The sequence below is a fragment of the Rhodococcus sp. ZPP genome (genome assembly GCF_017656075.1).
In the GTDB taxonomy this organism is placed as follows: Bacteria; Actinomycetota; Actinomycetes; order Mycobacteriales; family Mycobacteriaceae; genus Rhodococcus_F; species Rhodococcus_F oxybenzonivorans.
Genome location: NZ_CP058641.1, coordinates 19382 through 33884, shown reverse-complemented (window position 1 = coordinate 33884; position 14503 = coordinate 19382). Strand labels below are relative to the sequence as shown.

Below are 14503 nucleotides of genomic sequence, written 5' to 3'. Positions count from 1 at the left end.
ATCGGGCAGCGAACCGGAGGGAATCGTCAGGCGTCTAGACAACGGCGGGCGGTCAGTGATCTTCGGCGGTCAGGGAGGTTGCGGCGAGTTCCAAGGACTCGACCAGACGCAACTCGACCTCTGGTAGACGACTGGCCGTCAAGGCCACGGCGTCAGCTCTGGTTCGTGCCTCAGCGTCGCGCTGGATCGCGGCGCGTGCGGTGTCGGTCCACGTCTGCGCACAACGTGTGGCGGCGACGGCCAGCTCTGCGGTGGCACGGTCACCAGTCAGTCGTGCGACCTCGGCGCAGCCATCGGCGAGCAAGCGTCGGAACAGCCCGCCGCCGGTGCCTGCCTTCTCGATGAAAGCGCCGAGGCTGAACAGGAGGATCTCGAGATCATCTTCCGGAAGATCGGCCCAGATCCGAACGTCAGCGGCCAGCTCCGCGGCGGCGGCCAGGCCCTCGGCACCGACCCCTGCTGCGGTGGGATCGGCGATGCTGGCCCGTGACGGGCGGCGCATGTTGGCCGCGGACTGGCGGAACGCCGCTGCCGCAGCGTCAGCAACTGCAGGGAGGTCGCTCGGCCAAGTGATGCGGTAGGTGCAGTGACGCGTCGGCTGTGGGAACGACGTCGAGGACCTTGCCCGAGCTAGCGCGTCGAGGGGGACCTCCTGCACCTCGGCACGGTCGTTGTCCACGACGAAGGCAACCCCCGCAGTCTCGTCATAGCCGATCACCACAATGTCGTGCCGGCTCATTTGCAGCTGGACCCGCAGGTAGGGCAATTCGGCGATGTCGCCCCACACGAGGCTGGGGCGTCCGGCGTCGACCTCGTCGCGAACCCAGGACCATCCCTCCCGGGGATCGTCGGTGGTGAGAACTTGGACCTGCCCGCCGAGCCGGTGGGGTAAGTCGATTTCGAAATCGGCGCCTCGTCCCACCAGGTACAGCGGTGGCACGAGGTCGCTCGATCGGAGGTACGACAGCCCCAGAGCGCCGCCAAGCGCGAACACCAGGCCTTCATCAGGCGGTCCGTCCCACCCCAGACCGTGCCAATGCAGGAGATCACGCATCGCACCCGAACCACAGTGCCCGCCCATCCGATGGGGGTAGTCCTGAATCAGGGTCCTGCGGGGCATGTATACGTCCTTGGAGTAGGTCCGGTCCGACGGGTCGGAGGTCGGAGGTCGGAGGGTCAGCTGTTCCGGATTCGGTCCAGGTAGGCCTGACGGGCCCCCATGTCGACGTCGTCGAGGAACACCGAGTCCGTGCCCAGGGCCGAGCCGAGCCCGGAGGCCACCCGTCCGGGCACGAACTTCATCGCCGCGACCACGCCGCCGGCGAGGCGGGTGACGCGCACGAAGGGACGTGGACTCTCGATCAGGTCGGCCGTCGCCCGAGCAATCTCCTCGGGCTCGGCGTTGCGCAGTCCCTTGGCTCCGGCCGTTCCGGCGACGAGCTCAGTGTTGGTGAACGTGGGCCGGACTGTGGACAGTTGGACCCCGGACTTGCGGTATTCCTGGCGTGCTGCCTCGGTGAACCCGATGACGGCGAACTTGGTGCCGCAGTAGGTCGCGAGACCGGGCACGGCGAGCTCGCCGGCCAGCGAAGCGGTGTTGATGATGTGCCCGGCACGCCGCGGCAGCATCCGCTGCAGGGCGAGCTTGGTCCCGAAGATGACTCCGAGGACGTTGATCTCGACCTGCCGCCGGGTCACCGCGTCGTCTTCCTCGTGAACGTGCCCGGTGGGCATGATGCCCGCATTGTTGATCAGTACATCGAGGGGGCCGAGGTGCTCCTCGACCATGTCGAGGAAGTTGCGGCAGGAGTCGGGGTCGGTGACGTCGAGGCGGGTGACAACTTCCACCCCGAGTTCGTCGGCTGCCTCCTTGAGCCGCGCCTCGTCGACGTCGCCGATGGCGACGCGGTGGCCTCGTCGGATCAGCTCTTTGGCGGTTTGATAGCCGATGCCGCGGGCTCCGCCGGTGATCGCCACGGTCTTGGCGGCGGTACGTGTGCTGCTCGTCCTCACTTGCTGTGCTCCTTGTTCAGGCCGAGGCGTTGCCGCAAGCCGCGACCGGCTGCCGCGCGCAACATTCTTCCGGCGATGGCCGTACGCCGGGAGGAGTACGGGTACCACGTGAGTTCTCGCGCCAGGACGGGGATCCGCGGCTCGGTCACCGCCTGAACCCGGCAGTACTTGTGCAGCCCATAGGCGCCTCCGAGCCGGGCACCGATACCCGAGGCCTTCCACCCACTGTGTGGCAGTGTCATGGCGAAGAGGTTGCTGAAGACATCGTTGATGTTGACCGCACCCGCATCCAGGCGTCGAGCGATGCGCCGCGCGCGAACGTGGTCGCGAGTCCACACCGTCGCGGACAGGCCGTACGCCGAGTCGTTGGCCAGGCGGATGGCCTCGTCTTCATCGGCGACCCGCATCACCGGGATCGTTGGGCCGAAGGTCTCCTCGGTCATGCATGTCATCGTGTGGTCCACGTCGACCAGGACGGTCGGAGCGTAGTAGTTCCCGACCGCACCCCGAGTGCCGCCGGCCATGACCTGCGCACCGGCCGCCACCGCCTCGCTGACGTGGCGATCCGCGATCTCGACCTGTGTCGAGGTGACCATCGCGCCGACTTCGTCTCCTGGCGCTGCGCCCTGGGTCAGGGACCGCACCCGCTGCGTCAACCGGGCCACGAATTCGTCGTAGATCTCAGAGACCACATACACCCGTTCGACGGAGATGCAGACCTGACCCGCGTTGAACAGACCGCCCCACGCGATCCCCTCCACCGCGCGAGCAATGTCGGCGTCCTCGAGCACGATCGCCGGATCCTTGCCGCCCAGCTCCAGGCTCACCGGCTTCAAGTGCTCAGCACAGCGGATCGCGACCGCGCGCCCCGTGGCTGTGGAGCCGGTGAACTGCACGAAGTCAGCGGCGTCCACTACGGCGGCACCGGTTTCGCCGGCACCCACGACATGCGCCAGAACCGGGGGGGCGCCGATCTCGTGCCAGCCCTCGACGACCCGCGCACACGTCAGTGGCGTCTCCTCCGAGGACTTCGCCAGGACCGCGCAACCGGCAGCCAACGCGGGCGCTGCGTCCATGAGGAAGAGGGTGATTGGGAAGTTCCACGGCGTGATGAGCCCAACCACCGGGTAGGGGTGGTAGGTCTTGGACAGCCGCTTCGGCAGACTCAGCAGACCCGAGGACCTGACCTTCTCGCCTGCAAGAAACTCCTCGGCATGATCGGCGTAGTAGGTGATGAACTCGCACGACGCCGTCGTCTCCACCAGGGCGTCAGGGCGCACCTTGCCTGTCTCGGCTTGCAGCAGGTCGGTGAGCTCATCGGTGTGAGCCAGGATCCAGTCCCGCCATCGATGCAACCACCTGGCGCGTTGCCGCGGGCCAGTTTCGGCCCACCCGACCTGAGCGCGACGGAGGTCGTCGACGATGCGGTTCACGGCCTTGTGATCATCCACGGGAACGGTTGCGACCAGGCGTCCGTCGGCTGGGTTGCGCACGTCCAGAGCGCCTGCGGTGGTCGTCGTGCTCATCGGGCCTCCAGGGGTGAGTCAGACCTGCGGGAGATCCCGTCGGGCTGGGTCTGGCTGGTGGGTGTGTCGGTGAAGGCGTCGGCGATCGCGTGCGCGGAGGCACCCATCAGCAGTCCATAGGTATTCCGAAGCTCGGTCAGGATCGCGATCAAGGGCAGGTCGTCGAAGACGCCGCGCTCGCGAACGTATTCCATGTGTTGGGTTCCGTCGGCGGTGAAGGCGTGCAGGAGGGCGTCGTGCTCGCCGTCGAACTCCACCGGAGGTACACCGAAACGCGCACACAACTCGGTGTTGAAAGCCGGCGTCGCCTTGAGCCACCTGCCGTCGATGTAGAGATTGCTGTAGCCGTGATAGACGAATAGGTCCGTGCCGCCCATGAGCGCTCGCAATGATTCGGTCTGCAGATGATTGCGGACGTCAGCAAAGCCCAGCCGCGCCGGAATACCGGCCGCACGGCACACCGCGGTCAAGAGGACCGCCTTCGGGACACAGTAGGCGCGGCCGGCTTCGAGGACGAAGCTCGCACGATAGTGGGCGGGATCGTCCGAAACCGTGTATGGGTTGTACCAAACCTCGTCGCGGACAGCGGCGAAGAGGCGCTTTGCCTTGTCCCGGTCGGTGCTCGCATCTCCTATCGCGGCCGCGGTAAACGCGCGGACGGCCTCGTGCTCGATGTCGAGGAAGTCCGTCGCCACCAAGAACGACGCTGGCGCCTGCCTCACCTGCGCTCCAGTGTGATTGGCAACCCGTCGACAGGAATGGGTAGCGAGGTGTTGTCCCATCTTGCTTCGTAGTGGTCGGGGACCGTCCAGGTGTAGTTGCGAAGCATCTGGTGCAGGATCGCCTTGACCTCAAGGGTCCCGAAGTGAAGACCGATGCACTTGTGTACCCCTCCACCGAAGGGAATCCACCCAAAGCGGTGCTGCTGGTCCTCACGCCGCGACTCGCTGAAGCGGTCAGGGTCAAAGGTGTCGGGATCGGTCCAGCACGACTCGTCGAAGTGGTTCCCCGCCGGAGCCACGGCCACCAGGGTGTCCGCCGGGATGTGGTGTCCGGCGATCTCGACAGCCTCGACCGTCTTGCGCATCACGATCGGCACTGGCGCCACCAGACGCAGTGTCTCCTTGATCACCAGATCGAGAGTCGCCAGCGACTCCAGGTCGTCGATGTCCGGGGCCTGTTCACCGAGTTGGTCGGACTCGGCTCGAGCCCTTTCCTGCCACATCGGGTGCTTGGCGAGGAAGTAGGCGGCGGCAGTAGTGATAGTCGAGGTGTCGTGGGCGGCCATCATCAAGAAGATCATGTGGTTGACGACGTCCTCGTCGGTGAAGGCCTCGCCTTCAGCCGTGCGCGCATGGCACAGTCCTGCGAAGAGGTCGTTGCCCTGGGCGCTGCGGGCCGCGGGCAGGTGCCGCGCAAAGTAGGCCTCGAGGAGGGCCCGCCCGCGGACCCCGGCTCGCCAGCGGGTCCCCGGCAGCGGGATGCGGACGATCGAGCTCGCTGCGCGGACGGTGGCCACGAAGGCGTCGTTGATGGCGTCGGTGTCCTCGCTTCCGCCCCGCCCTGCCATGAAGACCTCGGTTGCGATGTCGAGAGTCAGGCTCTTCAGCAGGGGGTAGATGCGCGTGGACTTGCCCGTGGGCCACCCGGGGATGCTGGACTCGAGGGTCGGTCCGAGCTGGTTGACGTAGCCGGCGAGCCGGTCGCGGGTGAACGCCTCCTGCATGATGCGTCGATGCATCTGGTGTTCGTCGAAACTCATCAGCATCAGGCCCCGGTGGAAGAAGGCGTCGATGAGATAGGTCCACCCGTCCTGGGAAAAGGACTTTGCCTTGGTAGTCAGTGCCTTCTGTGTGGCATCCGGGCCGGCCACGACCACCATTTTGGTGCCGAAGGCGCCCATCCAGGGAGACCGGTCCGAATCGCTGGTACCTGGCACGAGTGAAGTCCGAGCCGAACCGGAGGTAGTCCAAGGTGTGCCCGAGAAGCGGAAGGCCGGCGGTCCCATGAACCGGCTTGAGCCCGGACCCAGCCGGGGTCGGGGCGAGCTCCTGGACCGGCCACTGGTCACTGGCCCCACGCAGGGCAGTGTCGACCCGACTCGGCAGGGGCGCCAGGAGCACCGACGAGAGCCGCCCGCGCCCCCCTCGGCAACGGGAGCTGGAGGACGTTCGTCACTAACGTTCCTTTCCGAAATGCAGGTCAAGATCGCTGTCGTCGTACCCATCGCCCCAAGGACCCGTCTTCTCAGGCGGAGCCGGCGAGCACCAGTTCGGCCCGGTCGATGGGAAGTTGCTGTGTGATGGTCCGCTTGCTGAACATGAAGTCGCGGGGGCGGTTGATGCAGTCGGCGGCGATGAGCACGCCGGCACGGAGGTAGAAGCAGGTGAAGTCGCGGTCCCGCGCGGGGTCGCCGCTGAGGACGACTTCGTCGTACCCGGTGTTGAGGCCGGCGATCTGGAGCTTGAGATCGTATTGATCCGACCAGAACCATGGAAGCGCCGCTATCTCCTTGGGCTTCCCGCAGACGGTCGCGGCGGCAACTTTGGCCTGCTCGCCCGCGCTCGGCACGGACTCCAGGCGAATGCGACGGCCGTAGCGGGCCATCTCCTGACACGTGCAGTCACCGGCGGCCACGATGTCCGGGTCGCTGGTGCGCGCGTGGGAGTCGATCAGCACGCCGTCGTCTACTACCAGGCCCGCGGCGGCGTCGAGCTCGGTGTTCGGCTCAACGCCGATGCCGACAATGACGAGGTCGGCTGGGATTGATTCGCCGCCGGCCAGGACCACTTCGCGGACCTGGCCGTCGCCGGACAGAGCCTCGACCAGTGCGCTCGTCCGGATGTCGACCCCCTCGCTGCGGTGGATCCGGTCGAAGAACGCTGAGACCTCGGGGGCGGTGACTCGTTCGAGGACGCGATTGGTCGCCTCGAGGACGGTGACCTCCAAACCCAGGGCACGCAGGGAGGAGGCCGTCTCCAGCCCGATGTACCCACCACCCACGATCACGGCCCGACGCGCGGCGACGGCGGCCTCTCGGATCAAGTCGACGTCCGCGGCGGTGCGTAGGTAGTGGACTCCTGGTAGGTCGGCTCCCGGGGTGGGGAGCCGTCGAGGGCGGGCGCCCGTGCACAGGGCGAGCTTGTCGTAGGGCAGCGCGTCGCCTGTGCTCAGCAAGAGGTGGCCTGCCGAGCGGTCGATCGCCTCCACCGTCGCGTCCAGGAGTTGGATTCCCTGCTTGGTGTAGAACTCCGCGCTGCGGATCGCCAGCTCGTCGAGTGTACTCTTGACGGCCAGGTAGGCCTTCGACAGCGGAGGGCGCTGGTAGGGCAGCGCCGACTCGTCGCCGATGACGATGATCTCCCCCGTCCACCCTTCCTGGCGCAGACTGGCCGCGAGTTGAATCCCGGCATGGCTGGCCCCGACGATGACGACTCGCTGCAAGGTCATGCGCCGGTGTTCGGGGTGAGGCGGACCATCATTTTGCTGATACCCCTCACGAAGTTGGACTGCACGTACTCAGGCTCACCGACGACCTCGACGTTCTCGAAGCGAGGAAGCAACTCTTCCCAGAGGATCCGCAACTGCAGCTCGGCCAGCCGATTGCCCATGCAGCGATGGACGCCGAACCCGAAGGAGATGTGGTTGCGTGCGTTGCTCCGGTCGATGATCAACTCATCGGGCCGATCGAACACCCGCTCGTCTCGGTTGCCCGAGGCGTACCACATCACGACCTTGTCGCCCTTGCGGATGAACTGGCCGTTCAGCATAGTGTCGGCCTTGGCGACCCGGCGCATATAGGCGAGCGGTGTCTGCCACCGGATGATCTCCGAGACCATGTTGGGGATCAGGTCGGGGTTCGCCTTCAGCTTCTCGAACTGGTCCGGGAACTGGTTGAGCGCCAAGACACCCCCACTCATCGAGTTGCGGGTCGTGTCGTTGCCCCCGACGATCAGCAACACCAAGTTGCCCAGGAACTCCATCGGACGGTCGATCAGGTCCTTGGTGTCCTCGTTGCTCTGCAACATGGTGATCAGGTCGTAGCCAGGTTCCTCGCCGGCAGCTGTCCGGGCCGCCTTGTCGTGCCACAGCGCGCTGAGACCTCGAACCGCGTCGCGCATGCCGTCAAACACCTCGTCGTTGTCCGATGGGCCGCCGTTGGCCTGCTCCATCGAGGACGCGAGATCGGACCACTCGACGAGCTTGCGCCGCTGCTCGTAGGGAAAGTCCAACAGAGTCGCAAGCATCCGCGCGGTCAACTCGATCGAGACGTTCTGCACCCAGTCAAACGGCTGATCCAAAGGGAGGTCATCCAGCACGTCTCGGACGCGTGACCTGATCAGACCCTCCATCTCACGCAGGTTCTTCGGCGCGACCACACCCTGGACAGCCTGCCGCTGCAGGTCGTGTCGTGGCGGGTCCATCGCGATAAACATCTCGATATCAAGGAAACGCGGCGGGGTACCAATGATGATGAACGGCTCGGCGGAGAACAGCTCGTGGTTCTTGTCGACGGCCACGATGTCGGCATGCCGCGTGACCGACCAGAACGGACCGAACGGACTGTTGGGCTGATAATGGACCGGCGCCTCGTTGCGCAGGCGCTCGAAGTAGGACTGCCAGCGACCCTGCCGGTAGAGGAACGGATTGCTGAGGTCGATATCGGCAAGCTCGACGTCCTCGACCGGCGGGATCGGGGCCTCGACGAAGAGCTTCACCCCGTTCGTGCCAGTCGCCCATCGCCGGGCCTTGTCGTACAAATGTGCGCCCTGGATCTGCAGCTCCATGGGGATGGTCGACTGAACTTTGGCGGTGATTGCCGCAGGAATCTTCATCACGTCTTATCCGTCTCTCTCGTCGTCACATCTGAAACTCAGGCAACTGGACGATCAAGCCGTCCCACCCCGCGGAGACCGCCATCTGGCAGGACAATCGGGAGGTCGGCTGACGCTCGGGGTTCATCGCGAGCATCTCCTCCTCCTCCGCGCCGGAAAGCCCCACCAGTTCCGACCACTGCGGATCGACGATCACGTGACAGGTCCCGCACGCGGCTTCGCCGCCGCAGTCGCCATCAATGCCGGGCACCGCATTGTTGAGCGCAACCTGCATCAACGACTGGCCCTCCTCCAGAGACGCCTCGTGCTTCTCGCCGTCGTGGGAGACAAAGGTGACAACTGCCATAGCCAACTCCTGATGCGGTGCTTCGGTGTGGGAACTTAGTCAAAGCGTCGTCGACGATGACCGCTGCGGCTATGCTCGCCGAGGTCAGAAAGTTGTGAGTTCGGCTCAGAGGAGGAGCATGTTCAGTGAACCTCATTGAAGCGGGTGTGCCCCCGCTCGCGTTCGTGCAACTGATCCAAAGCCAAGCACTCGACCCAGACGCCGTCGCGCGGTTTCGCAACCTTATGGCTCGCGCAGGAACCAACGAGGCGGCGCTGGTTCAACGTGACGTCCAGGTGCCGTTACGGTGGTTTCGGGAGGTTTACCCCGAACTCGACGTCGACCAGGCAACCTTGCTCGGTCGCGCGTTCGCTGAACAGGCCCAGTTGACATCTTTCGGCCCGCTGAGTCTCCCGCTGGTCAGCGCAGGGTCGGTAGCCGAGATCGTGGAGCTGCTCACGTATCTGCCGTTGATCTCGACGGCCCTAAGTCCACAGTTTCATCCAAGTGACCACGGGCTCATGGTCGGGCTTACCGGACACGCGGTTGATCCGGATCTGGACTGCCTGGTGGTCACTTACTGCGGCTCGGTCCTACTGCGATTGCTTGACATGCTCGTTGAGGACGTGTCGACCGTCACGCTTCACCTGGGTTGGCCAGCGCCGGCCTCTCTGGCTCAGGATGAGGACGCCCTTGCCAGGCGCCTGTTCTTCGACGCCCCGATGTCCTTCCTCCATGTTCCCGCTGACACGCTCGACGAGGTCTGCCGGTTCTCCGATCCCCTGGCGTATCGACTCGCCATCGTCGATCTGCAGCGAACTCTCGACCAGTGGAGCGGGAACACGTCGTTCTCGGAGAAGGTGAGGCGGTTGTTGGAGGAGGATCCCGGACAGAGAAGTAGCCAGTGGGTCGCAGACGAGCTGTCAATATCCACTAGCACACTCAAGCGGCGCCTCTCCGAAGAGGGAACCACCTTTCGCGAGTTGTGCCAGTCATTCCTGCGCGAGCGCGCGATGCTGCGGCTACTCGACCAATCAATGTCGATAAGTGAGATCGCCACGGATCTCGGATACAGCGACCTCACCAACTTCTCACACGCCTTCAAGCGATGGACCGGCCGCTCTCCGAGCGAGTTCCGGCACGCATAACGCGGTTGGTGTGTTCTGTCCCGCGTCAAGGAGTTGGCAGCAATCCTCGATGACATCTTCGCCCGGACACCGCCTGTTGACCGTCTCTGGGGATGACGACCACGGGGTGGTGAATCGTCACTGGGTTTGCCGATGGGGTGGTCGGCACCGGGGTGTGGGTTGCTCTTGATCGTCTGCACCGTCAGTGTGACGAGCAACTGATGAGTGCACGGCACCCCCGCCGGCATCCGGGAAGATTCTGCGGGGGCGCCGTGCCGAGTGCGAAGGCCACCCAATGGTCACGGTAGAGGTCGATCCTGTCCGCGTCGAGTCGCGCTTGGCGGCGGGTGAAATAGGGTGCCCGTGCTGCGGTGACGGCGTGCTCGGCGGATGGGGTCATGGTCGGCCACGGGTAATCGCGGGGACCGATGAGCGGGTCCGGCCGAGGCGGAGTCGCTGCCGCGACTGTTCGGTTATGTGATCTGTCAAGGTGTCCGTTGAGGTGACTGTCTCATACGGATCTCGGCGTCATTCGAGTGGTGTCTCATGCTCGACCGTGGTTTGGGAGTCGTTGCGTGCGAGTTGGCTCCGCGGCGGGGCGTTCGTCGAGGCCGGGTGGCGGAGGGACCCGGCCTCGACATTGGCGGTTCGACGTCGGGTGCTGAGAGGTGTGGCGTTGTCGTTGACGCGGTCCGTCTGCTCGTTGTCGTGCTCGAGTTGGGCCACCCGCAGGGTGAGGGCCTGGATCTGGTTGGCGTAGGTCTTGATGGTTTGCTTGAGTTCGCGGATCTGGGCGGCGTGTTCGCTGCGCAGGGCTCGCTCGGTCTTCTTCAGCTGGCTGACCTGGTGACGGAGGTCTTCGAGTTCGGGCCGGGCTGTTTGGGGTTCATCGAGCCGTCGTTTGATTTCTGCCGCTTGGGGTGAGCGGTAGTACGACGCGCGGGATACTCCGGCTTCGATGCAGATGTTGGACACGGTGAGCTTGCCGTCGGTGATTTCGGGATGACCGGCCAGCAGCCGCTCGAAAAGCTTCGTTGATCTTGCGGTCGGTCTCGGTCATGCTGGCTCCGGTTCTGTGCTGTGGATCTGGGTGATGAGGTGCTCGAGCTGGGCGAGGTGGTTGGCCAGGGCGGCCTGTTGCAGCGGTGGGAGCGGTTTGCCGTCGGCGAGTTGCAGGGCCCCGCGGGCTTGATCACGGGCGGTGGTCAGCCGCGGCAGGTGAACGGCCGATCGCCGGGCGTTGGGGCAGGTCGAGCACATGTCGAGCAGCGGGAGGGGGCGTCCCAGGGTGCTGGCGCGCTGGGCGCAGAGTGCGGTCTCGCGTTGGTAGAAGCAGTCACCCAGAATCCCGGGGTGCAGCGTCTTGGTCAGGTGAGCGAGCATGGTGCGCAGCCGGGAGGGGCGGGCGACCACCCCGGGCAGATCACCGAGCTCACGCCGGATCCGGTCGAACTCGGCGTCGACGCGTCGGGCCGCGCCGCCGCCGGAGCGACCGCCGTCGTTCCAGTCGCGGTAGAGGTCTTCGAGGTAGTCCAGCTGTGCCACGGCTTGTTCGGCGGCGACCTCGGCGGCGAAACCGGAGTCCGAGGTGCCGGCATATCCTTGGAATACCGCGATTTTCGCGTGTTTCTATCCGACACCGCACCGGTGCCGGGGCGGCGGACACGGTGTCGGTCACACTGAATACCATGGACCGCCGCAGCCTGAACCCCGAACGCTGGAACGTGCGGGTGCGATCCACCGCGGCCGCGGTCCTCGCCGTCACGGTGTGCCTGCTGCTGGCCGGTGGTGCACTTCTGTTCGTGCTGTACCGCACGCTCGAACACTCCGCCCGAGGCGCCGCCGACTCACGGGCCCACCAGATCATCGAGCAACTCCACACCCAACCACCCCAGGAACTCGACCCATCACTGCTCGCTACCGACGGTCAAATCGGGGCCATCCAAATTCTCGACAACCACGGAAACGTGCTCGCCACCTCGACCGGGATTCCGTCGTCACCGGTCCTCGCCTCCCCGCTGCCACCCGGCGAGTCCGCCTACCTCGGAAACCTCCACTTCGGGCACGACCGCGACTACTGGGTGGCCGCCCACGGCACCATGTCCCCGAACGGGCCCGTCACGGTCGTCACCGGCGCCGACCGCGAACCGGTCGAAGGTGTCCTGGCCACCGTCGCGGCACTCCTCGCGATCGGTGCCCCGATCGTCGTCGGCTTCGCCGCCGCCGCCACCTACCGGCTCATCGGCGCAGCCCTCCGCCCGGTGGAGCGGATCCGCGCCCGTGTGGCGGCGATCTCGACCGATCAACTCGACGAACGGGTCCCCGTGCCCGCGGCTCGGGACGAAATTGCCGATCTCGCGGTCACCATGAACAGCATGCTCGCGCGGCTCGAGGCCGGGCACCTGGCCCAGCGGCGTTTCGTCAGCGACGCCTCGCACGAACTGCGCAGCCCGCTGGCGACCATCACCGCCGCACTCGAACTCGCACAATCCCGCCCCGACTTGATCGACACGGCCCTGGTCGACGAGTCGTTGCTTCCCGAAGCCCGACGAATGCATGCGTTGCTCGAGGACCTTCTCCTGCTCGCGCGTGCCGACGAAGACTCACTGACCCACCTGCGCGTCGACGTCGATATCGACGATCTGATCCTGGCCGAACGCGCCCGCCTCCGGGGCCTTCCCGGCATCGCGGTCGCCGCCGCCGTCGACCCTGTCCGGGTGGCCGGGGATCCGGAGCAGTTGGCCCGATTGGTCCGCAATCTCGTCGACAACGCCGTCCGCCACGCACACACCCGAATCGCCCTCGCGTGCCGCAGGTGCGAGGGAAGCGCCGTGATCGAGGTGGTCGACGACGGGCCGGGCATCGCTCCGGCGGACCGGGCCCGGATCTTCGAACGGTTCGTCCGCCTCGACACTCCCCGAACCCGCGCATCCGGGGGTTCCGGACTCGGGCTCGCCATCGCCGCGGAAATCGTCGCCGCACACCACGGCTCGATCGAGGTCCGCGACCATGAAGGCGGGGGTGCACACTTCGTCGTCACCCTTCCGATCGGCGACGACAGCTACTCCTCCGACCGCATCGAATAGCCCACGCCGCGGACCGTGTCGATGCTCGCCGTGCCGAACGGGGCATCGATCTTGCGCCGAAGGTAGCCGACGTAGACCTCCACGATGTTGTCGTCGCCCTCGTAATTGGCATCCCACACTGATTGCAGGATTTCGTGTTTGGTGACCACCGAGCCGGCGTGACGCATCAGGAACTCGAGCACACTGTACTCACGGGGAGTGAGCTGGAGGCGGGTCTCCCCGCGGGTGACCCGCCGCATCGACGGGTCCAACGAGAGTCCGGCAACACTCAGGACCGGCGGCCTCGGCGGGGCGCCGCGCCGCACCAGCGCCCGCAACCGGGCGATCAGCACCACGAACGAGAACGGTTTGATCAGATAGTCGTCGGCACCGAGGTCGAAGGCATCGGCGAGGTCGTACTCACCGTCCTTGGCCGAGAGCATCAGCACCGGCGTCCACACCTGCTGCCGACGCATCTCCCGGACCACGTCGTACCCGTGTTTGCCAGGCAACATGATGTCGAGGACCACCACATCAAAGCCGCCACCTGCCGCCGCCGCCAGCCCGGCGACGCCATCGTGTTCGACCTGCACGGTGCACCCGTCAGCCACCAAACCGCGGCGCACCGTCTCGGCCAGGCGCGTTTCGTCCTCGACCAGCAACACCCGCACCGCCGCCTCCTCCACAACATTCCCGCAACCAATGGACCCCAACGGTACGACCGGGGTACCACCATCACATGGTCCCTCCAGCGCCGGTGTCAGCGCGATCGCCCGGGTCGGCTCAGGTCCGCACCCGGGATACGTCGACCCTCTGGGCGAGGTCGTCCCGGGCTGCGCCGGGTGCCATCCGACGGTCGCCAAACCCAGTAGCACCCCGGCCAGCGCGAGCACCAGCGGTGCGGTCGCCGGTGTACCACCGCCGAATTCAACTGCCCTGGCCATCTTGTGGCGGATCCGGACGACACCGCCGGCGGCGGCGTCAGTCAGCCAACGGTGTGCGCCCTCGCCGAGGGCGAGGAAGTCGATCTCGGCCGCGGTCCGCGGGCGGGGTTTGGGCAGGCGCAGCACCGATCCGTCGTCGGGGTGATGCGGGTAGTGCCCGGCGACGATTCTTGGGTTCCCCGGGGTGGACAGTTGGTGGCGGGCGATCTCCGCGACACCGGTTCCGGTGCGGGCGACGATCACCAATTCGTCGCCGGTGACCCGGCACCACACCTTCGCCCCTTGGTGCCCGTCCGGGGTCGAGTACCGCACGTTGCCCCAGCTGACGGTCTGGTCGAAGCCGACGAGGCGCTCCTCGCCGAGGGCGAGCAGATGCGGGTCCTCGGGCAGCACGTGCAGCCGGCCGAGTTCGGTGGCCAACCGCTCGGCCGGGGCCACCGACCGCGCGGTGCGGGCGTGCGTTGACCTTCTCGCACCACCGCTCACATGCGTCGACGAGTTCGCCGAAACTCGGGTAGTCCTCGAGCAGGTTCGCCTTGGTCGGCACGAGATCGGCCTTCGCGATCTTGACCGTGTACTCGGCGCCGCCCTTCGATTCCGGGTCGAACGGTTCACAGGTGTGCACGACGCAGCCGTAATGTCTTCCTGCGAGACGATGTCGGGGTGGC

General features: G+C 66.1%; 12 protein-coding genes and 2 pseudogenes. 3 read left to right on the top strand and 11 right to left on the bottom strand.

Annotated features, from left to right (window positions below):
* Positions 1-52: 52 nt before the first annotated feature.
* From HYG77_RS36845 to HYG77_RS36810, 8 genes and pseudogenes are all read right to left on the bottom strand, one after another.
* Positions 53-1120 carry a BtrH N-terminal domain-containing protein gene (locus HYG77_RS36845; protein WP_159929431.1) on the bottom strand — a complete coding sequence of 356 codons (1068 nt, stop codon included), beginning with the start codon at positions 1118-1120 and terminating at the stop codon, positions 53-55.
* A gap of 56 nt (positions 1121-1176) precedes the next feature.
* The gene (locus HYG77_RS36840; RefSeq protein WP_159929433.1) at positions 1177-2013 is read right to left on the bottom strand and encodes an SDR family oxidoreductase; all 837 of its coding nucleotides are present in this window, start codon (positions 2011-2013) and stop codon (positions 1177-1179) included.
* Positions 2010-3539, bottom strand: coding sequence for an aldehyde dehydrogenase family protein (locus HYG77_RS36835; protein WP_159929435.1), 1530 nt, complete (start codon positions 3537-3539; stop codon positions 2010-2012). The genes HYG77_RS36840 and HYG77_RS36835 overlap by 4 nt, the downstream gene beginning before the upstream one ends.
* Positions 3536-4261 (bottom strand): transglutaminase family protein, encoded by a 726-nt coding sequence (locus HYG77_RS36830; protein WP_159929437.1) that lies wholly within the window; start codon positions 4259-4261, stop codon positions 3536-3538. The genes HYG77_RS36835 and HYG77_RS36830 overlap by 4 nt, the downstream gene beginning before the upstream one ends.
* Positions 4258-5717, bottom strand: a pseudogene (locus tag HYG77_RS36825) (cytochrome P450). The gene HYG77_RS36830 and the pseudogene HYG77_RS36825 overlap by 4 nt, the downstream one beginning before the upstream one ends.
* Before the next feature lie 69 nt (positions 5718-5786).
* On the bottom strand, positions 5787-6989 hold the full coding sequence (locus HYG77_RS36820; RefSeq protein ID WP_208964458.1) for an FAD-dependent oxidoreductase: 1203 nt from the start codon (positions 6987-6989) through the stop codon (positions 5787-5789).
* Entirely contained in the window at positions 6986-8374 is a 1389-nt protein-coding gene (locus HYG77_RS36815; RefSeq protein WP_159929526.1) for a cytochrome P450, read from the bottom strand. Before HYG77_RS36815 ends, HYG77_RS36820 begins: the two co-directional genes overlap by 4 nt.
* 25 nt (positions 8375-8399) lie before the next feature.
* The gene (locus HYG77_RS36810; protein ID WP_159929443.1) at positions 8400-8720 is read right to left on the bottom strand and encodes a 2Fe-2S iron-sulfur cluster-binding protein; all 321 of its coding nucleotides are present in this window, start codon (positions 8718-8720) and stop codon (positions 8400-8402) included.
* 125 nt (positions 8721-8845) lie between these two features.
* On the opposite strand from HYG77_RS36810, the gene HYG77_RS36805 reads away from it, so the two are divergent.
* Positions 8846-9847 (top strand): AraC family transcriptional regulator, encoded by a 1002-nt coding sequence (locus HYG77_RS36805; RefSeq protein ID WP_159929445.1) that lies wholly within the window; start codon positions 8846-8848, stop codon positions 9845-9847.
* A 274-nt stretch (positions 9848-10121) separates the two neighbouring features.
* Positions 10122-10223, top strand: a pseudogene (locus HYG77_RS40380) (helix-turn-helix domain-containing protein); the annotation flags it as partial.
* Positions 10224-10354: 131 nt separating this feature from the next.
* Here HYG77_RS40380 and HYG77_RS36800 read toward each other — a convergent pair.
* A complete protein-coding gene (locus HYG77_RS36800) occupies positions 10355-10801 on the bottom strand; it encodes a hypothetical protein (RefSeq protein ID WP_201453716.1) in 447 nt (148 codons plus the stop codon).
* An 81-nt stretch (positions 10802-10882) separates the two neighbouring features.
* On the bottom strand, positions 10883-11371 hold the full coding sequence (locus HYG77_RS36795; protein WP_159929447.1) for a hypothetical protein: 489 nt from the start codon (positions 11369-11371) through the stop codon (positions 10883-10885).
* Positions 11372-11493: 122 nt separating this feature from the next.
* On the opposite strand from HYG77_RS36795, the gene HYG77_RS36790 reads away from it, so the two are divergent.
* Positions 11494-12912, top strand: coding sequence for a HAMP domain-containing sensor histidine kinase (locus HYG77_RS36790; protein ID WP_159929449.1), 1419 nt, complete (start codon positions 11494-11496; stop codon positions 12910-12912).
* Here HYG77_RS36790 and HYG77_RS36785 read toward each other — a convergent pair.
* The gene (locus HYG77_RS36785) at positions 12888-13562 is read right to left on the bottom strand and encodes a response regulator transcription factor (protein WP_159929451.1); all 675 of its coding nucleotides are present in this window, start codon (positions 13560-13562) and stop codon (positions 12888-12890) included. The genes HYG77_RS36790 and HYG77_RS36785 overlap by 25 nt on opposite strands.
* Between the last annotated feature and the right edge of the window lie 941 nt (positions 13563-14503).